The 17,917-nt window shown below is 61.2% G+C and carries 17 protein-coding genes; 12 read left to right on the top strand and 5 right to left on the bottom strand.

What is annotated here, in order from left to right; genetic code table 11:
- Nucleotides 1-23: 23 nt before the first annotated feature.
- The gene (gene pyrF / locus CMV30_RS00960; RefSeq protein WP_096054286.1) at nt 24-716 is read right to left on the bottom strand and encodes an orotidine-5'-phosphate decarboxylase; all 693 of its coding nucleotides are present in this window, start codon (nt 714-716) and stop codon (nt 24-26) included.
- A 328-nt stretch (nt 717-1,044) separates the two neighbouring features.
- Here pyrF and ispE point away from each other — a divergent pair, with 328 nt between their 5' ends.
- Both ispE and ptsP read left to right on the top strand, forming a co-directional pair.
- Complete coding sequence (gene ispE, locus CMV30_RS00955; protein WP_245844360.1) at nt 1,045-1,923, top strand: 4-(cytidine 5'-diphospho)-2-C-methyl-D-erythritol kinase; 879 nt, start codon at nt 1,045-1,047, stop codon at nt 1,921-1,923.
- 95 nt (nt 1,924-2,018) lie between these two features.
- Entirely contained in the window at nt 2,019-3,782 is a 1,764-nt protein-coding gene (ptsP, locus tag CMV30_RS00950; protein ID WP_096057547.1) for a phosphoenolpyruvate--protein phosphotransferase, read from the top strand.
- 78 nt (nt 3,783-3,860) lie between these two features.
- Here ptsP and CMV30_RS00945 read toward each other — a convergent pair whose 3' ends face one another.
- Complete coding sequence (locus tag CMV30_RS00945) at nt 3,861-5,954, bottom strand: class I SAM-dependent methyltransferase (protein WP_096054284.1); 2,094 nt, start codon at nt 5,952-5,954, stop codon at nt 3,861-3,863.
- Nucleotides 5,955-6,048: 94 nt separating this feature from the next.
- Nucleotides 6,049-7,038 (bottom strand): UDP-glucose 4-epimerase GalE, encoded by a 990-nt coding sequence (gene galE, locus CMV30_RS00940; protein ID WP_096054283.1) that lies wholly within the window; start codon nt 7,036-7,038, stop codon nt 6,049-6,051.
- 62 nt (nt 7,039-7,100) lie between these two features.
- On the opposite strand from galE, the gene CMV30_RS00935 reads away from it, so the two are divergent.
- The 3 genes from CMV30_RS00935 (at nt 7,101) to CMV30_RS00925 (ending at nt 10,288) form a co-directional block, all read left to right on the top strand.
- Entirely contained in the window at nt 7,101-8,339 is a 1,239-nt protein-coding gene (locus tag CMV30_RS00935) for a beta-ketoacyl-[acyl-carrier-protein] synthase family protein (RefSeq protein WP_096054282.1), read from the top strand.
- Nucleotides 8,340-8,366: 27 nt separating this feature from the next.
- Nucleotides 8,367-8,624 carry an acyl carrier protein gene (locus CMV30_RS00930; RefSeq protein ID WP_096054281.1) on the top strand — a complete coding sequence of 86 codons (258 nt, stop codon included), beginning with the start codon at nt 8,367-8,369 and terminating at the stop codon, nt 8,622-8,624.
- Between the two features lie 188 nt (nt 8,625-8,812).
- Nucleotides 8,813-10,288: a phytoene desaturase family protein gene (locus tag CMV30_RS00925; RefSeq protein WP_096054280.1), complete on the top strand. Its 1,476-nt coding sequence runs from the start codon at nt 8,813-8,815 to the stop codon at nt 10,286-10,288.
- A 51-nt stretch (nt 10,289-10,339) separates the two neighbouring features.
- On the opposite strand, the gene CMV30_RS00920 is transcribed toward CMV30_RS00925, so the two are convergent.
- Nucleotides 10,340-11,185: a DUF4339 domain-containing protein gene (locus CMV30_RS00920; RefSeq protein WP_096054279.1), complete on the bottom strand. Its 846-nt coding sequence runs from the start codon at nt 11,183-11,185 to the stop codon at nt 10,340-10,342.
- A 164-nt stretch (nt 11,186-11,349) separates the two neighbouring features.
- Between CMV30_RS00920 and CMV30_RS00915 the strand changes: the two genes are divergently transcribed.
- Genes CMV30_RS00915 through CMV30_RS00890 form a run of 6 tightly spaced genes read left to right on the top strand, consistent with a single transcriptional unit; the run spans nt 11,350 to nt 16,561 of the window.
- Entirely contained in the window at nt 11,350-12,852 is a 1,503-nt protein-coding gene (locus CMV30_RS00915; protein ID WP_096054278.1) for a phytoene desaturase family protein, read from the top strand.
- 51 nt (nt 12,853-12,903) lie between these two features.
- On the top strand, nt 12,904-13,392 hold the full coding sequence (locus CMV30_RS00910; protein ID WP_096054277.1) for a 3-hydroxyacyl-ACP dehydratase FabZ family protein: 489 nt from the start codon (nt 12,904-12,906) through the stop codon (nt 13,390-13,392).
- 14 nt (nt 13,393-13,406) lie between these two features.
- The gene (locus CMV30_RS00905) at nt 13,407-14,216 is read left to right on the top strand and encodes an enoyl-ACP reductase FabI (RefSeq protein WP_096054276.1); all 810 of its coding nucleotides are present in this window, start codon (nt 13,407-13,409) and stop codon (nt 14,214-14,216) included.
- Nucleotides 14,217-14,232: 16 nt separating this feature from the next.
- Nucleotides 14,233-15,267 (top strand): 3-oxoacyl-ACP synthase III, encoded by a 1,035-nt coding sequence (locus CMV30_RS00900; RefSeq protein WP_096054275.1) that lies wholly within the window; start codon nt 14,233-14,235, stop codon nt 15,265-15,267.
- Complete coding sequence (locus CMV30_RS00895) at nt 15,267-16,187, top strand: alpha/beta fold hydrolase (RefSeq protein ID WP_096054274.1); 921 nt, start codon at nt 15,267-15,269, stop codon at nt 16,185-16,187. The genes CMV30_RS00900 and CMV30_RS00895 overlap by 1 nt, the downstream gene beginning before the upstream one ends.
- Nucleotides 16,184-16,561, top strand: a complete 378-nt coding sequence (locus CMV30_RS00890; RefSeq protein WP_096054273.1) for a VOC family protein — start codon at nt 16,184-16,186, stop codon at nt 16,559-16,561. The genes CMV30_RS00895 and CMV30_RS00890 overlap by 4 nt, the downstream gene beginning before the upstream one ends.
- A 108-nt stretch (nt 16,562-16,669) precedes the next feature.
- Here CMV30_RS00890 and CMV30_RS00885 read toward each other — a convergent pair whose 3' ends face one another.
- Nucleotides 16,670-17,386 (bottom strand): hypothetical protein, encoded by a 717-nt coding sequence (locus CMV30_RS00885; protein WP_096054272.1) that lies wholly within the window; start codon nt 17,384-17,386, stop codon nt 16,670-16,672.
- A gap of 146 nt (nt 17,387-17,532) precedes the next feature.
- Between CMV30_RS00885 and CMV30_RS00880 the strand changes: the two genes are divergently transcribed.
- Nucleotides 17,533-17,808, top strand: a complete 276-nt coding sequence (locus CMV30_RS00880) for an acylphosphatase (RefSeq protein ID WP_096054271.1) — start codon at nt 17,533-17,535, stop codon at nt 17,806-17,808.
- Nucleotides 17,809-17,917: the final 109 nt, after the last annotated feature.

Genomic DNA, 17,917 nt, shown 5'->3' with positions numbered 1-17,917 from the left:
GATTAGGGATAATCCGCCCTACCTTAGGAGAGCTCGGCGAGGATGGCGCGGGCGGCGGCGGCGGGGTCTTTGGCTTTGAGTATCGGGCGGCCCACGACAATGTAGCTGGAGCCGGTGCGGGCGGCTTCGGCGGGGGTCATGATGCGTTTCTGGTCGTCGCCTCCGGCTTCACCGGCGGGGCGGATGCCGGGGGTGACAAGCTGGATGTCGGCCGGGAGTTGCTGGCGCAGCATGGCGACTTCAAGCGGGGAGCAGACGAGGCCGCGGAGGCCGGCGTCGGTCGCGAGGCGGCCCAGGCGGGAGACTTGCGCTTCGGGGGAGATAGTGAGGCCGAGTTCGGCAAGGCCGGAGGCGTCGGTCGAGGTGAGGACGGTGACGCCGAGGAGGAGGAGGTCGGGCTTGGTTTGTTGTTGGGCGGCGCGGGCGGCGGCCATCATCTCGCGTCCGCCGGAGGTGTGGATGGTCAACATGCCGATGGGGAGCGGGGCGAGGGACTCGACGGCTTTGGCGACGGTGTTGGGGATGTCGTGGAGTTTGAGATCGAGGAAGATGTTGAAGCCCTCGTCGGCGACGGCCTTCACGTAGTCGGGGCCGTAGGCGGTGAACATCTGGAGGCCGATTTTGACCCAGCGGAGGGAGCCGCGGAGCTGGCGGAGGATGGGGGCGGCTTGCTGGCGGTCGGGGACGTCGAGGGCGAGGATGAGGTCGCAGGGCATGGGTTTGGCGGAGATGAACGATGACTAAGGAGCGGTGGAGCGAGGTGGGCAATAGTGGTGTCGGGGGTGCGCAGGTAGTTTTGGGCGGAGGAGTCTGTAGTTGGTAATTGGTGGTTGAGGCGGATGCAGGCGTGGGGGTGGAGAGTAGGGAAGGGAACGGAGAGGCGACCACTGATGGGCACTGAGAGGCACTGATGTCGGAAAATTTTTTAACAGCGAATGGGGGATATGGACGTGAATGGGCGGCGGAGCGGAGGCGGGATTTGGGACAGGATTAACAGGAGTGACAGGATTGGGGGAGCGCGGTGTTGTGGGCGGCGTGAATGTTGTGAGCGTTTTTTCTCCTGCGAAGATCAACCTGTTTCTGGCCATCACGGGTCGGCGGGCGGATGGGTTTCATGAATTGGTGTCGGTCGTGGCGCCGCTGGAATTTGGCGATGAGCTGCGCGTGGAGGCGGATGCGAGTGGGAGTTTTTCGCTGACTTGCGATGTGGCGGAGGTGCCGGTCGATGAGACGAATCTGGTGCTGCGGGCGGCAAAGACGTTTCGCGAGGCGAGCGGATGGACGGGCGGGGCGAAATTTTCACTGACGAAGCGGGTGCCTATGGGGGCGGGGCTGGGCGGTGGGAGCAGCAATGCGACGGCGGCGTTGCGGGCGTTGAATGCGCTCGCGGGCGGGCGCTTGGGGGATGGAGAGCTGGCGGAGATCGCGGCGGGGCTGGGGTCGGACTGCGTGTTGTTTTTGCGGGAAGAGCCCCTCGTCATGCGCGGGCGCGGGGAGCGGATCGAGGCGTTGCCGGAGGAGGCGGCGGGGCGACTGAGCGGGCGGAGGCTGCTGGTGTTCAAGCCGGCGTTTGGAATCGCGACGGCGTGGGCGTATGGAGAGATGGTGAAGGCGGCGCCGGGGTCGTATCTGGCATCCGGTGACGCGGAGGCGCGGCTGGCGGCTTGGATCGGGAAGGCGGGGGCACCGGCGGAGGAGTTGCTTTTCAATAACATGGAGGCGGCGGCATTCAGGAAGTACGTGGCGCTGCCGGTGTTGCTGACGTGGCTAAAGGATGAATTTGGGGTGGCGGCGGGGATGAGCGGGAGCGGGAGCGCGTGTTATGCGTTGCTGCGCGGGGATTCGCCGGTGGAGGCGATGGTGGCGCGTATCCGCGAGGCGTTGGGCGGGGAGGTTTTTGTGGTTGAGACGCGAATCGGGTAAAACCTTGTTGACCATGCGTCGGGCGCGGGCGTTATCCTCTCGCGCCGCCCGCTTTTTCAGCCCCGGAAAAGCAAGTGGAAATCGCTCACGCGTTCATGGAAGCCCGCGCTAAAAACGAAGTCGTTGTCCCAGGCATCGCCGCCTCGCAAGGCATCGCGTACGGGCAGGTCTTTCTCTACATCCAGAGCGACGTGGAGATCCCGTCGTATCAGGTCGATGCGGACAAGCGGATCGAAGAGATTTCGCGATTCGAGCACGCGTTGCTGGTGACGCGGCAGCAGATCCAGAAAATCCGCGACGAAGTGGAAAAGAATCTGGGGGCGGATGAGGCGCGGATTTTTGACGCGCATCTGCTGGTGCTGGAGGATCAGGCGTTGATTTCGGAGACGATCCGGGAGTTCGAGACGACGTCGAAGAACATCGAGACGTGTTTCAACAAGGTGTCGCAGCGGTACATCAAGGCGTTTTCCGAAATCGACGATGAGTATCTGCGCGAGCGCGCCGGTGATATTCGCGACGTGGCGCAACGCATGTTGCAGAATTTGCTGGGACAGGCGGGGCAGAATTTGAGCAAGCTCGCGGATAAGCGGGCGGTGGTGGCGAACGATATTTCGCCGTCGGATGCGGCGAGCATCGATCGGAGCCAGGCGATCGCGCTGGTGACGGACTCGGGGAGCAAGACGAGCCATGCGGTGATCGTGGCGCGTTCGATGAAGATTCCTGCGGTGGTCGGTGTGCGCGACATGACCCGACGCGTTCGGAATGGGGACTGGATTCTCGTCGATGGATATGACGGCCAGGTGATCATCAATCCGACGGAGCAGACGCTCTTCCGCTACGGAAAAATCCAGCTGCAGAAGAAAGGCTTTGAGCAGCGGATGTTCGATGCGAGCAAGCTGCCGGCGGTGACGCTGGACGGGGCGGCTGTGATCTTGCGGGCGAACATCGAGAAGGTGGACGAGGTCAAACTGGTGCGGGAGAACTCGGCGTCGGGCGTGGGACTTTTCCGGACGGAGTTTCTTTATCTCAGCGATAACCGCGTGCCGTCGGAGGAAGAGCAATACGCGGCGTACAAGGCGGTGGCGGAGGCGTTTCCCGACGAACCGGTGGTGATCCGCACGCTCGATCTGGGCGGGGACAAGCCGATGACGGGCAATCCAGATTTGTTTCCGGAGGAGTCGAATCCGTTCCTGGGGTTTCGCGCGATCCGGTTTTGCCTGGAGCACAAAGAGATTTTCAAGGACCAGCTGCGGGCGATCCTGCGGGCGAGCGCGCATGGGAAGGTGCAGCTGATGTACCCGATGATCAGCGGTTCGGAAGAGCTGGCGCGGGCGAATGCGGTGCTGGAGGAGTGCCGGGCGGAGTTGAAGAAAGACGGCGTGGCGTTTGACGCGAAGATGGCCGTGGGGGCGATGATCGAGATCCCGAGCGCGGCGGTGACGGCGGACATCCTGGCGAAGGAGTGCGATTTTTTCAGCATCGGGACGAACGATTTGATCCAGTATCTGCTGGCGATTGATCGGGTGAATGACCGGATCGCGCATCTGTACGAGCCGACGCATCCGGCGGTGTTGCGCACGATCAAGCAGATCGTGGACGAGGCGCACCGGCAGAAGATCAAGGTGAGCGTGTGCGGCGAGATGGCGGGCGATCCGGTTTATGTGCCGTTATTGCTGGGGCTCGGTGTGGATGAGCTGAGCATGACGCCACCGCTGCTGCCCGCGGTGAAGTATCTGGTACGGGCGATGAAGATGAGCGAGGCGAAGAAGCTGGCGAAGGATGCGCTGGAGCTGACTTCGCCGAAGGAGATTTACGCACTGGCGGATAAGTTCTGCCGCGAGCGAGTGAAATCGGAGTGAGGGCAGGCCGGTGCGGCGAGGTAGTCGCGATACGACTGATGAGCGGTGAGGGAAACGCGCAGTCAGCTAAAGAGGGAATTATTTGCGGAGTGCTTCGATGATCGCGTGGCGTTCATCGGTCCACTCGATGGGAACAATGTTGTCTGCGTTGGCGAGACGGTAGGTGACGTGTTCGGATTGGAGTGCGCGCTTGGCCCAGGAATCGAGCGCGGGCTTGCGGGAAGGCGGGTAAATAATCGCGTAGAGTGTGGGGGTGGCATGGGCATTTTCCTCAGAGGCCGGGCCGGGGGTGGCGGAGACGGAGGCGATGCGCCAGCCGGCTTTTTGAGCACCGCTGGCGAGGACGGGGAGGAGATCAAAGTAGCGGTTGGAGATGTGGACGACGAGGAAGCCGTCGGGGAGTTTGGCGATGTATTCGCCGATCGCATTCGTGGTGAGCAGGTGCGGCGGGATGGAATCGCCGGAGAAGGCGTCAACGAGGAGGACGTCGAAGTGGCCGGGGTCGTTGCGCAGGCCGAGGCGGCCATCTTGAAGGCGGACCTCAGAGCGACCGGGGCATTCTTTGAGGAAGGTGAATTGTTCGCGGGCGATTTTTTCGGAGAGCGGATTGATCTCCCAGAAGACGATCTCGTCCTGGGGACGGACGTAGGCAGCGACAGTGCCGGCGCCGAGGCCGATGACGCCGATGCGGAGGGGGCGGGCGGTGGATTGCAGACCGTCGAGGACGATACCGAGTCCGCTGCCGTGCGTGTAGTAGGTGGTGGGGCGGCGGGAGTCGTCGCCCTTCATCTGCACGCCGTGGAGCGTGGTGTCGCTGGAGACCGAGGTGCGGAAGAGGCTGTCGGCGATGGACATGGTGCCGTAGTAGTTTCTCACGTGGGTGATGCGGGTGGAGGGAATGCGCTCGGCGAGGCTGCGCTGGTGGATCATCCAGGCCGGAGGGAGAGCGAGACTTGCGCAGACGGCGACGCGCATGACGGGGGAGAGGCCGGTCATGCGTTGAGAAAACCCGACAAGCCAGAGGACGAAGGCGGCGGCGAAAAATTCGTAGCTACGCGTGAGCAGTTGAGGAAAAAGAACCGTGGCGCAAAGGCCGGCGAGCGCGCCGCCCACGGCCATCACGAGGTAGAAAAGAGGGAAGCGCCGCGCGGGGCGGATCTGGTAGAGCAAGGAGTGTCCGCCGAGGCAGGCGGCGGTGACGATGACGAGCAGCCAGGTGAGTGGCCATTTGCTGAGCTCGATGTTGGAGAAACCTTTGGTCGCGGCGTAGCCAAACAAGCCGCCGCCGAGTGCGACGAGGCCGACGGTGGTGAGCCACGACGGCCACCAGCGGGTGAATGTGAGCGTGAAGCTGAGCAGGTAAACGCTCAGCGGGAGCACCCAGGAGAACGGGCTGGAGCCGAATTCACCGCTGAGCAGCCGGATGGCCGCGAGCATGATCGTGCAGGTGGAGAATGAGAGAAACACCCAGGAGGCGAGTGTGCAGCGCGGGATTTTTTCGGAGGGAGTTTCAACGCCTGGCGCGGCGGAGGTTTCGGTGGAGACGGAGGAAGCGGCGGAGGAATTTTTTTCAGCGAGAGGTGAGGATGAGTTGAGTTTGCGCGCGTAGATCCATGCGAGCAGGGCGGCGAGTATGCCAAGGGCGCCGAGCAGCAGGCGCACGGCGAGTACCTGGGTGGAGAGCGTGATGTGTGGCTCGATCCAGAGCGGATAAGCGAAGAGAGCGGCGGCGCTGCCGATGTTGGAGACGCCGTAGAGGTAGTACGGAATGGTGCCCTCGTCGCGCGCGACCCAGCCCTGGATGAGGATGCCGATGCTCGTGGTGAGGATGAGCATCGGTCCGAGTGAGAGAATGAGGCCGAAGAGAATGGCCGGGATCTCGGAGAGGTTTTGGAAATAGAGCGGGGGGATGATCGTGATCAGCGGCGCGAGCAGGGCCAGGGCGATGACGATACGGTGGGTGCGGGCGTTGGGTTTGCGGAGAAGCCAGAATGCGCAGCTGTAGCCCAGGAGCAGGGCGCACTGGAAAAAGAGCGACGTGGTCATCCACGTGCCGGCGGAACCGCCGTAGCGCGGGGTGAGGATTTTGCCGAGGATGGGCTGGGCGATGAAGGTGAGAAACGCGGCGGTCGGGATGGCCAGGAAGATGAGCGGTTTCGTCGGGAGTTTCATCGTGCGGGAGAGGGGGCGATGGGGAGACGCGGGAAAATAAAAAAGGGCGGATGAACCGCCCTTTGTCGAAGGAGTAATCGAAGTGTTGCGCAGGCTAGGCCTTGTAGCCGTTTGGCCGTGACGCGTGCCATTTCCAGGCGGTGTCCACGATGGGCTGGATGGTGGTGAATTTGATTTTCCAGCCGAGCTCGGTCTTCGCCTTGGTGGAGTCGGCGTAGAGGGCGGGTGGGTCGCCGGCGCGGCGGGGAGCCTCGGTGAAGGGGACTTTGAGGCCGCTGGCTTTTTCGACGGCGGCGATAACTTCGCGGACAGAGGTAGGCGTGCCGGTGCCGAGGTTGAAGAAAAGGCTGGCGCCAGGCGTGGAGAGCTTTTCGAAGACGGCAATGTGGGCGCGGGCGAGGTCGTCGACGTGAACGTAGTCGCGGAGGCAGGTGCCGTCGGGTGTGGGGTAATCGGTGCCGAAGATTTTCAGCGCGGGGGCTTTGCCCTGGGCGGCGGCGATGGCGAGGGGGATGAGATGGGTCTCGGGATTATGGTCTTCGCCGATGACGCCGTCTTCGGAGGCACCGGCGGCGTTGAAGTAGCGGAAGGCGGCGAAGCTGAGGCCGGTGGCGTGGGCGACGGATTTGAGGGCGTTCTCGATGTCGAGTTTGGTCTGGCCGTAGGGATTGATGGGGGCCTGGGGCGAGCCTTCGACGATGGGCATTTTCTCCGGGATGCCGTAGGTGGCGCAGGTGGAGGAGAAGACGAATTTCTTTACGCCTTTCGCCAGCATCACGTTGAGGAGATGGAGCGTGGCGGAGACGTTGTTGAAGTAGTATTTGAGCGGCTGGGCGACGGATTCGCCGACGAAGGCGTAGGCGGCGAAGTGCATGACGACCTCGATCTTCTCCTTTTCGAGGATGGCGCCGACGGCGGCTTCGTCGCCTAGATTCACGTCGTACAGCGGGATCTCCTTGGCGACGGCGGCGCGGTGGCCGAATACGAGATTATCGAGGACCACCGGGCGGTGGCCTGCGGCAATGAGCTGGCGGACACAGTGCGAGCCGATGTAACCGGCTCCTCCAACGACAAGGACGTTCATGTGGGCGAGGCTTGTATTGCTTTCGAGGCGCGGTTGGCTAGCCGTTTCCTTTCCCATCTTTCATGAAGCCCGCCCGCATCGTCATCACAGGTATCGGTCTCACTGCGCCGAACGGCAATTCATTGGCCGAGTTTCGGCAGAATCTGCTCAACGGCGTGGCTGGCGTGGAGAAATTCGATGTGCGGTATATGGGGCAGCTGCTGGCGGGCGTGTGTCATTACGATCCGCTGCGCTATCAGAAGAAGAAGGAAGTGCGCGTGGGTACGCGGGCGGGGTCTATCTCGATCTATTGCGCGCGTGAAGCGCTGGCGGATAGTGGCGTGAATTTTGAAGCGATGCCGAAGGATCGCGTGGGCATTTATATCGGCTGCACGGAGCACGGAAACGTCGAGACGGAGAACGAAATCTACAATATCTCGAAGTTTAACTACGATACGAAGTACTGGTCGCATTATCACAATCCCCGGACGGTCGCGAACAACCCGGCTGGAGAGACATCGCTCAATCTCGGCATCACGGGGCCGGCGTACACGATCGGAGCGGCGTGCGCGGCGGGGAACATGGGGCTCATTCATGCGACGCAGATGTTGCGGCTCGGCGAAGTGGACTTCGCGATCTGCGGCGGCGTGAGCGAAAGCATTCATACGTTTGGGATTTTCGCCGGGTTCAAATCGCAGAATGCTCTCGCGACCCACGACGATCCGAAGAAGGCGTCGCGGCCGTTCGATAAAGCGCGCAACGGCATCGTGATTTCTGAAGGTGGGGCGCTCTACACGCTGGAGCGGCTCGAAGACGCGCAAGCGCGTGGGGCGAAGATTTACGGCGAGATTGGCGGGTATCATGTGAATTCGGATGCGTCTGACTATGTGCTGCCGAATCCGACGCGTCAGGCGGAGTGCGTTCGCCACGCGATCGCGCGCGCGGGCATGAAGCCAAGCGACATTCACATCGTGAACACGCACGCCACGGCGACGCCGCTGGGCGACATTCAGGAGTGCGAGGCGATCCGCGCGGTGTTTGGCGAAGGTTGTCCAGACACGCACATCAACAATACCAAGAGCTTTATCGGGCACGCGATGGGCGCGGCGGGCGCGCTGGAGCTGGCGGGAAATTTGCCGTCGTTCGAAGATCTGACGGTTCACCCGACGATCAACGTGGACGATCTGGATCCGCAGTGCGCGCTGCCGGGGCTGGTGTTGAACAAGCCGGTGAAGGCAAAACGGGTTGACGCTATTTTGAACAATTCCTTCGGTATGCTGGGCATTAACTCGACGCTGATTGTGAAGCGTTTTGTTGCCTGAACCGAGTTCCCGACCAGCTTTCCACACATGACCAAAGACCAATGTAAACAGGTGGTAGTCGATATCATCACCGACATCGCACCTGACGAAGACCTTTCCAATCTCAAGTCGGACGTGCGTCTGCGCGACCAGCTCCAGCTCGATAGCATGGACTTTTTGGACATCGTGATGGAGCTGCGCAAACGCCACGGCATCGAGGTGCCCGAGGCTGACTACATCCAGCTGGCGTCGCTCGACAGCTGCGCGGAATACCTGACGCCGAAGTTCACGGCGGCGGGGAAGTGATTTTAGGAAGAGCTGAGCTGTGCGATGCACAGAGTTCGGACGAAGCCGGGAGTTTTCCCGGCTTTTTGTTTTGAAGCGCAAAGACGCGAAGACGCAAAGTTCGGAGCGATGATAGCGCGTCTGGTTATGTTTCTCTCTTTGCGTTCGGCCTTCGCGGCTTTGCGTCTTGGCGATTCACTTTGGGATTTATGAACACCGCTACACACTACGACGTCGCCATCATCGGAGCAGGCATGTCCGGCCTCGCGGCGGGTATCCGGCTCGCGCATTTCGGCAAGCGCGTGTGCATCTTCGAGCGGCATAATGCGGTCGGAGGGTTGAATGGATTTTATAGTATCGCGGGGAGGAAGTTTGACGTGGGGTTGCACGCGTTGACGAACTTCGTGAAGCCCGGCGTGAAGGGGACGCCGCTGGGGAAATTGCTGCGGCAGCTGCGCATCGAGCGAGACGAGTTCGCGCTGTGCGAACAGAAGCGCTCGCGGGTGGCGTTTGGGCCACGCGGGGAAACGTCGCTGACGTTCACGAATGATTTTTCCGTGTTTGAGAGCGAAGTGGCGCGGGCGTTTCCGAAGCAGATCGATGGTTTCCGAACGCTCGTCGAAGCGGTGAGGGCGTACGATGACGTGGCACTGGATGCGAAGGCGGTGTCGGCGCGTGAGGTCGTGCGGAGTTATGTAAGCGATGCGCTGCTGGAGGACATGTTGTTTTGTCCGCTGATGTATTACGGCAGCGCGAACGAGCGGGACATGGAGTTCGGGCAGTTCGTGATCATGTTCAAGGCGCTCTTCCTCGAAGGTTTTGCGCGTCCGCTCGATGGCGTGCGCGTGATCTTGCGCGTGCTGGTGGACAAGTATCGCGAGGCGGGTGGCGAGCGGCGGATGAAGTGCGGGGTGAGGCAGATTTTATCGGATGCGAGCGGGCGGGCGACGGGGCTGGTGCTCGATGATGGGAGCGAGATCTCGGCGACGCATGTGATTAGTTCGGCGGGCGGGCCGGAGACGGCGTCGCTCATCGACAGTAACACGCGGTTTCAGATCGATCCGCCGTTGTCCGCGGGTGCGGCGGCTACGGTGCCGCATCAGCCTGCGGGGCGGCTGAGCTACACGGAGACGATCAGTGTGCTGAACTGCCAGCCGGCGACGCTGGGGTGGGGCGATGACACGATCGTGTTTTTCAACGATTCGGAGCGTTTCAGTTATGAGCGGCCGGAGGCGCAGGTGGATGTGCGCAGCGGCGTGATTTGTTTCCCGAATAATTTCGCGTACCCGGATGGGCAGATGTTGAGCGAAGGTTTTTTCCGCTGCACGTGTCTGGCGAATTATGACCGCTGGGCGCATCTGCCGGAGGAAGCGTATCGCGCGGACAAGGCGCGCTGGTACACGGCGATTACGGAGAGCGCGAAACGATTTTTGCCGATGCTGCCTGCGGCCGATGCGCTGGAGCGGGCCACGGTGGCGACAGATATGTTTACGCCGCGGACGATTACGAAGTTCACCGGACATGCAGCCGGAGCAATCTATGGATCGCCGGTGAAGAACCGGCAGGGGCGGACGGCGTTGGAGAACGTTTATCTGTGCGGGACCGATCAGGGATTTTTGGGGATCGTCGGGGCTATGCTCAGCGGCATCTCGATGGCGAATTATCATATCCTCACGAAGAGCTGAGGGAATGTGTTAAGGTTAAGCGGCAGTAGCGCTGGCGATGAACGCGAAGGGTCACGGATATTTGGGGAGTGATGCGAGAAAGGCGGGGCATGCGCCGGTCAACCAGGCGTCGCCGCCCTTCCATTTCGCGACGCGCAGGGCATGGGCGGCGCGTCCGCCATAAACAAGCGAGGCGAGGAGGATGATGAAGCCAGCGATGAAAACTATCGGGCCGTGTGAGGTAGAGTTGATCGTCGCCCCGCCCCAGATGATCGTGGCGATTCCGGCGAAGAAGGTGAGCCATGCGATGGTCTTTTTGAACGTGACCTCTCGCTGTCCATCGGCACTCAACGGAATGTCGACGACCACTTTTTTCCGGAGGATGAAATATAGGACCGCGAGGATGAGGATATTGGCCAGAATCGCCAGGAAGACCCAGGGCGTACACCAGTAGAGTGTTTTCCTTTTCGCGAGATTCTCGGGCACCGGCTGGTTGGTTTTGATGCAGCGAAGCGGAAGTTTTCCTCCGACGACGGGAATGACGATGTACTTGCCGTGCGCACGCGCGTTGCAGAGGCCATCGGCGAGCGGGATCGGGGCTCCCTCGCGGATGGACTGGTAGTAGGTGTCTTTGCCCTCAACGGAAACCCAGCCGTGCTCGGTCTTGAGCATTTGGGATTCGGGGAAATGTTTCCCGGTGATGATGCAGAGATGCTGGCCGGGCGAGAGCGGTAATTGTGGTGGTGACTTTGCTGCACTTGGGAACAGCGGCGTGAGGCCAGCGGGTTTCCAGTCGGACATCGTCTGGTTCCAGACCAGGGTATCGCGGTCGATTTTTCGGGAGGCAATGAGGCTGGCTATCTCGTTTTCGGATACGGGGCCTTTGCGTTCGTCTTTTTCAGCGTAAAACCAGTCCATGATCGGAGGATGCGGCGGGGTTGTGAGTTGCTGGGGGCGGCAGATGAAGCGATGTGCTGGCCGGGTGAGTCGAGGCAATAGCGGCAGAGGATGGGCGGCGGGCGTTTCATTCCTAAAACCGCCCTTGCGCTCGGGCGGCGCGGGCCTTCACTCACTCGTTTTCCATGGCTTACGACTGGTTGAAAGGTGTCGCCGATGAGTACGATGTCATCGTGATCGGCAGTGGTCTCGGTGGTCTCACCGGCGCCAATGTCCTCGCGAAGGCGGGGCATCGCGTGCTCTTGCTCGAACATCACTATCAGTTCGGCGGGCTGGCGACGTGGTTCACGCGCAAGGGCGGTCATATCTTCGACATTTCGCTGCATGGATTTCCGAGTGGGATGCTGAAGTCGTGCCGCAAGTATTGGACGAAGGAGATCGCGGACTCGATCGTGCAGCTGAAGGACATCCGTTTCGTGAATCCGCAGATGGACGTGTGGACGACGTTCACGCGCGAAGATTACACGCGGGTGCTGGTCGAGCAGTTCAAGCTGCCGCGCGAGCAGGTGGAGACGTTCTACGATCACCTGCGGGCGATGAATTACTACGACAACAATCCCGAGACGACCGGCCAGATGCTCGCGCGGTTTTTCCCGGGACGGGAAGACGTTCACCGGTTGTTGATGGAGCCGATCTCTTACGCGAACGGCTCGAACTTCGACGACCCGGCGATCACGTTTGGCATCGTGTTCAGCAATTTTATGGGCGGGGGCGTGTACACGTTTCGCGGTGGCTCGGATGTGCTCATCGAGAAGATGACCGACGAGCTCAGGAAGAACGGCGTGGAGCTGCGCAAGAAGGTGCTCGTGGAAAAAGTTCTGGTCGAGGAACGTGACGGGCGAAAGGTCGCGTGTGGCATCGTGGCGGGCAACGGACGTGTGATCCGGGCGAAGGCAGTGCTCTCGAACGCGAATATCAAGAACACGATCTTCCGGCTGGCGGGTGAGGAAAATTTCCCGGCGGAGTTTGTGGCGCAGGCGAAAGCGGTGCGGATCAACACGAGCTCGTGCCAGGTGTATCTCGGCATTCGGAAGGGCGAGACGATCCCACACATCGGCGATCTGGTGTTCACCTCGGAAGCGCCAAAGTACAGCAACGACGAGCTGACGGATCTCCACACGACGAGCCGGACGTTTTCGGTTTATTATCCGGATACGCGGCCGGGCTCCGATCGCTACACGGTGGTGGCGTCGCTGAACGGGCGCTATCCGGACTGGCAGGCGATGGACGAGGCCGAGTACGAGAAGCAGAAGGCGCGGCTAATCGAGGAGTCGATCGTCTCGCTGGAGCGCTACATCCCGGACGTGCGTGCGAAGATAGATTGGAAGGAGGCGGCGACGCCGCGGACGATCGAGCGGTACACGACGCACATGGCGGGGACGTCGTTCGGCACGAAGTTCGAAGGACTGCCGGTGTCGATGGGGATTTCGGAGAAACTGCCGGGACTCTATCATGCGGGCAGCGTCGGCATCATCATGTCGGGCTGGCTGGGGACGATTAACTACGGGGTGATCACGGCCAACAAGATCGACCAGTATGTGCGGGCGCAGAAGCAGAAGTTACACAGAGAACACGGAGGTGGCACCGAGGCCACAGAGTCGTCCAAGAATGTTTCTGCTTCTCTGTGATCTCTGTGCGACCTCTTGTGTCCTCTGTGTAATTTTCAGAACTGAAAACTCATGAGCTTCCCCGCTGTCACTTCCCTCATTCCGCATCGTCCGCCGTTTCTGTTTGTGGACGAAATCGTTTCCGAAACGGCCGACAGCCTGACGGCGAAACGCACTTTGCGCGCGGAGGAAGATTTCTACAAAGGCCATTATCCGAACGCGCCGATCACGCCGGGCGTGTTGTTGTGCGAAGCGGTTTTTCAGACGGGTGCGCTGTACATGGCGCGTCAGGCGCAAGCGGCGGGCGCGAAGCCGGGCGAAGGAGTGCCGTTGATGGCGAAGATCAGCGATGTGCGTTTCCGCAATCCGGTTTATCCGGGCGATCAGATCGTGATCGAGGTGAAGAAAAAAGACATGGCTGCGGGATTCACGATGATGGCGGGCGCGATCAAGAAGGCGGACGGCACGCGGGTGCTGAGCGTCGATTTCACGGTGGCGTGGAAGACACCTGAAGGCGGTGCCGCGGCTGCGGCCACGCAGCAGCAACAGCAGCAGCAGTAACCGAGATCGCGAGCATGGCTGATTTTCTCCAAGTTACCGGAAAGACGTTTGTCGTTTTTGGCGTGGCCAATCGGAAGAGCGTGGCGTGGCACATCGCGAAGACGCTCGAAGAGCAGGGTGCGACGGTGATTTACAGCGTGCGCTCGGAAGCGCGGAGGAAATCGCTGGAGACGTTGCTCGCGGGGAAGCCGGTTTTTATCTGCGACGTGGAGCACGAAGGCGCGGCGGAGCGACTGGCGGGCGAGATCGCGGCGGCGGGGCATGGGGCGTTGAGCGGGCTGGTTCACTCGATCGCGTTCGCGAATTACGCGGAGGGATTCAAGGCGTTCTATGAAACGAAGCGCGCGGACTTTTTGCAGGCGACAGCGATCTCGGCATTCTCCCTCGTCGAGCTGGCGAAGGCGTTCAAGCCGCATCTGGCGAAGGATGCGTCGGTCGTGACGATCGGTATTTCGTCACTGCTGGTGACGCCGGATAACTACGGTTACATGGGGCCGATCAAGGCGGCGCTGGAATCAGCGACGCGTTTTCTGGCGAAGTCGTTCAGCGCGCACAGCGAGGTGCGTTTCAACGTGGTCGGCGCGGGGCCGCTCAAGACGAGCGCTTCGGCTGGAATTCCCGGATACATCGAGAGCTATCTGTACGCAGAGAAGATGACGTTTCGTAAGCGCAACCTGAGCACGCAGGAGGTCGCGGACTCGGCTGTATTTCTATTGAGCCCGCGCAGCAGTGGCATGAATGGGACGACGCTTACGGTGGATGCGGGACTCGGCTCGAATTACTTCGATCAGGAGATTATCCGGCTGGCCATGAAGCCGGTTTAACGGCGAGACGAATCCTATGCGCTTTCAGAACGTTTGTCTCGAGTCGCTCGCGGTCGCCCTGCCGGACGAGGTGATGACGTCGGCGGCCATTGAGGAGCGGCTGCGGCCGATGTACGAGCGGCTGAAGCTGCCGTTTGGGCGGCTGGAGTTGATGACGGGGATTCGTGAGCGGCGTCATTGGTCGCTGGGTACGCGTCCGTCGGACGCGAGCGCGGCGGCGGGAAAAGCGGTGCTGGCGAAGTCGTCGCTGAGGGCGGAGCAGATCCAGATGTTCATGCATGGCGCGGTTTGCCGGGATATGCTGGAGCCGGCGACGGCGTCGTTTGCGCATCGCAAGATCGGATTGCCGGCGACGGCGCAGATTTTCGACGTGTCGAATGCGTGCCTGGGATTTCTGAACTCGATGGTGATCCTCGCGGGCATGATCGAGTCGGGGCAGATTCTAGCAGGCATGGTTGTCTCGGGTGAAAACGGAAGGCCGCTGATCGAGCAGACGCTCAATCATCTGGCGTCGGCGCCGTTGAACCGAAACGAGATCAAACCGTTCTTCGCGAATCTCACCATCGGCTCTGGCGCGGTGGGCGCGATTTTGTGTCATCGGTCGTTGGTCAAGGGCCGCGCGCATCGGTTGCTCGGCGGAGCGGGGCGGGCGGCGACGCAGCATAGCGAACTTTGCCAGGGTGACAGCCACGGTGCGGAGGCGCTGGCGATGCAGACGGACTCTGAGCAACTGCTCATCGCGGGCGTGCAGCTGGCGCGGGAGACGTGGAGCGATTTCACGGCGCAGACGGGATTCACGGCGGAGGACACGCACCGGTTTATCTGCCACCAAGTCGGTTCGGTGCATCGGCGGAAACTTTACGAGACGCTTGGGCTGGATCTGGCGAAGGATTTTTCGACGTTCGAAACGCTCGGCAACATGGGCTCGGTGTCGTTGCCGGCGACGCTGGCGCTCGCGCTCGATGCGGGCGCGGTGAAGGACGGCGAGCGTGTGGGGCTGCTGGGAATCGGCAGCGGGCTAAACTGTCTGATGCTCGCATTGGAGTGGTGATGAGCACGGACGAAATAAAAATCCCCGAATGGCTGCGTGCGCTTTATCCGTTCGCGCCGAAATCGTTTCAGACGCCGCATGGCGCGCGGATGAGTTTTCTAGACGAAGGTCCGCGCGGCGATGAGGCGGTGGTGATGTTGCATGGAAATCCGACGTGGTCGTTTTTCTATCGCGATCTCGTGAAGCTAGTCGCGCCGACGATGCGCTGTGTGGTGCCGGATCACATCGGCATGGGGCTGTCGGAGAAACCGCAGGATTATTCTTACCGTCTGGCGACGCGGATCGCGGATGTGGAGGCGCTGGTGGCGTCGCTTGGACTGAAGAAAGTTCATTTGGTCGTTCACGATTGGGGGGGGGCGATCGGATTTGGTTATGCGACACGGCATTCGGAGATGATCGGACGCATCACGATTTTGAACACGGCGGCGTTTGTGTCGGATCGCATTCCGGGGCGCATCGCGATCTGCCGGGCGGGAGGCGTGGGGGAGTTTTTGGTGCGGGCGTTCAACGCTTTCGCGTGGCCGGCGACGTGGATGTCGATGCACGCGCGGAAACTGAAAGAGGATGAGGCGCGCGGATTTCTTTTCCCGTACGATTCGTGGGCGAACCGGATCGCGGTGCATCGTTTTGTGGCGGACATACCGCTGGAGAAAGATCATCCGAGCCGGGCGACGCTGGAGGAGATCGAGTGGCGTCTGCCGTTGCTTGCGGACAAGGCCAAGCTGGTCGTGTGGGGCGCGTGGGATTTTTGTTTTAACGACGCGTTCCTGGATCGCTGGCGGGAGATTTATCCAGATGCGGAGATCTGCCGTTTGCGCGACGCGGGGCATTACGTACCCGAAGACGGTGGCGAAGTGGCCCGCGCCAAAGTCCGCGATTTTCTTCTGAACCTGAAACCTGTCAGTTCTCACGCCCCATGAAATTCGAACACTTCGCCATCAACGTTCCCGACGCGCGCGCGCAAGCGGCGTGGTGGGTGCATAATCTGGGTCTCACGGTCGCTCGCAAGCGCGAGGACGCGCCTTACACGCACTTCCTCGCCGATGATACCGGCCGGGTGATCGTGGAGCTCTACTCGAATCCGGCTGCGGCGTATCCAGCGTATGCGACGCAGCACCCGCTGGTGTTTCACGTCGCGTTTGTGGCAAAGGATGCACGGGCGGAGCGCCAGCGGCTGGAGAAGGCGGGTGCGACGTTTGTCATCGAGGAGACGCCGGACGGATCGTCGCTGATCATGATGCGCGATCCGTGGGGCGTGGCGTTGCAGTTTTGCCAGCGCGGGAAGCCGTTTTGAGGTGATTTTTTCGGAGCGCAAAAAAGCGCGCGTGAACTGAGCCACGCGCGCTGGAAGTTGGGAGGATTGGCTTGAGCCGAAGCGCGAAGCGGGCAGGGCGAGCGGAGCTTATTTTTCGCTGTCGTCGCCGTCGGCCGGGCGTTCGAGTTCTTCGCGGCACTCGCTCATCACGCGGAGATAAACCTCGCGCAGATCGAAGAGGCGGGCGAGGGCGTCTTCGCGGAAGCTGGCCAGTGAGCGGGAGAACGAAACGGCGCGTTCGTCTAGCAGCGATAGCGATTGGTTGAGATCGCGGAGGGCGCGCTTGAAGAGGCTGATCGCCATCGCGTAGTCGCCGAAATCGAGCGCCTGGATGGCGAGCATGGCGTTTTCGTCACTGCGATGGAGAGAGGTCTGGAAAGTGAGCGCGAGGGCTTGCGGGACTTTTTGCGGATCGTGGGCGATGCGTTCCCAGCCGCGTTTGAGGCCGAGCTGGATGGCTTTGATCGCGATGAAAATCGGGTTCTTGTGGAGCGTATAGGGGTCGGCGTCGAACTCGGCAGTTTCTTCGCCTTCGCGGGATTCCTGTTCGTCGTCGGCGTCAGCGGAGTCTTCGCCGAGGGTGGTGCCTTCGGAGCTCCAGTCCTCTTTGTCCCAGCCCATGAAGTGGGCGACCTCGTCGAGCCGGTCGGGGTGTTCTTTTAGCTGCTCGTAGAACGCGAGGTAGCGGATGACGACCTCGTCCTGGTGGCGGAGATATTGCTCCCAATCGAATTCGTTCCAGGCCAGATCACCGCGGTCATCCCACTCGTTTTCAGAGGGGCCGTCAGGGTTGAAGTTGCTCATTCGTGTTGGTTGAAACTGCGGGCGGCACCGTGCTGCCCGGCTTCGGATAACGCAACGCAAAAGCCGGTTTCGCGCCAGCGCGGGGAAAGGTTTTTTGCGGGTTGAATCGCCGAGTAGCGGCTGGCTAGGGTCGCTGCTCCAACTATATGGCCGATGTTCATCACGAGACGGTGTTTTTCACGGGGCGCGTGCAGGGCGTGGGCTTTCGTTACAGTGCGCTGCAAGTCGCCAAGGAGTTCGAGATCACGGGCTTCGTGAAGAATCTGGCAGACGGCCGCGTGCATCTTGAGGCGCAGGGGGCGGCGGAAGAAGTGGATGCGTTTGTGAAGGCGGTGGAGGAGAAGATGCATGGGTACATCCGGAAAGCAGAGCGGTCGGCGCGAAAGGGCCCGGGGCAATTTCAGGGGTTTCAAATTCAGTGAGGCGGGTGAGGACGTCGTGAGAATTTGTTCATCAGGAGGTTATCGGTTTAGGGCGGAATTTCGCTTGCGGGAGAATTTTTAGTTATATTAGGTCATCAACTCACTCAAG

It is taken from the genome of Nibricoccus aquaticus, assembly GCF_002310495.1.
Taxonomy (GTDB): Bacteria; Verrucomicrobiota; Verrucomicrobiia; order Opitutales; family Opitutaceae; genus Nibricoccus; species Nibricoccus aquaticus.
The sequence above is the reverse complement of the archived record's forward strand: the minus strand, read 5'-3'. Positions and strand labels throughout refer to the sequence as shown.

Bases quoted from the DNA above. Each gene is read 5' to 3' on its own strand.
- pyrF (WP_096054286.1), bottom strand. From the start codon at position 716: ATGCCCTGCGACCTCATCCTCGCCCTCGACGTCCCCGACCGCCAGCAA.
- ptsP (WP_096057547.1), top strand. From the start codon at position 2,019: ATGGAAGCCCGCGCTAAAAACGAAGTCGTTGTCCCAGGCATCGCCGCC.
- CMV30_RS00945 (WP_096054284.1), bottom strand. From the start codon at position 5,954: ATGAAACTCCCGACGAAACCGCTCATCTTCCTGGCCATCCCGACCGCC.
- galE (WP_096054283.1), bottom strand. From the start codon at position 7,038: ATGAACGTCCTTGTCGTTGGAGGAGCCGGTTACATCGGCTCGCACTGT.
- CMV30_RS00935 (WP_096054282.1), top strand. From the start codon at position 7,101: ATGAAGCCCGCCCGCATCGTCATCACAGGTATCGGTCTCACTGCGCCG.
- CMV30_RS00930 (WP_096054281.1), top strand. From the start codon at position 8,367: ATGACCAAAGACCAATGTAAACAGGTGGTAGTCGATATCATCACCGAC.
- CMV30_RS00925 (WP_096054280.1), top strand. From the start codon at position 8,813: ATGAACACCGCTACACACTACGACGTCGCCATCATCGGAGCAGGCATG.
- CMV30_RS00920 (WP_096054279.1), bottom strand. From the start codon at position 11,185: ATGGACTGGTTTTACGCTGAAAAAGACGAACGCAAAGGCCCCGTATCC.
- CMV30_RS00915 (WP_096054278.1), top strand. From the start codon at position 11,350: ATGGCTTACGACTGGTTGAAAGGTGTCGCCGATGAGTACGATGTCATC.
- CMV30_RS00910 (WP_096054277.1), top strand. From the start codon at position 12,904: ATGAGCTTCCCCGCTGTCACTTCCCTCATTCCGCATCGTCCGCCGTTT.
- CMV30_RS00905 (WP_096054276.1), top strand. From the start codon at position 13,407: ATGGCTGATTTTCTCCAAGTTACCGGAAAGACGTTTGTCGTTTTTGGC.
- CMV30_RS00900 (WP_096054275.1), top strand. From the start codon at position 14,233: ATGCGCTTTCAGAACGTTTGTCTCGAGTCGCTCGCGGTCGCCCTGCCG.
- CMV30_RS00895 (WP_096054274.1), top strand. From the start codon at position 15,267: ATGAGCACGGACGAAATAAAAATCCCCGAATGGCTGCGTGCGCTTTAT.
- CMV30_RS00890 (WP_096054273.1), top strand. From the start codon at position 16,184: ATGAAATTCGAACACTTCGCCATCAACGTTCCCGACGCGCGCGCGCAA.
- CMV30_RS00885 (WP_096054272.1), bottom strand. From the start codon at position 17,386: ATGAGCAACTTCAACCCTGACGGCCCCTCTGAAAACGAGTGGGATGAC.
- CMV30_RS00880 (WP_096054271.1), top strand. From the start codon at position 17,533: ATGGCCGATGTTCATCACGAGACGGTGTTTTTCACGGGGCGCGTGCAG.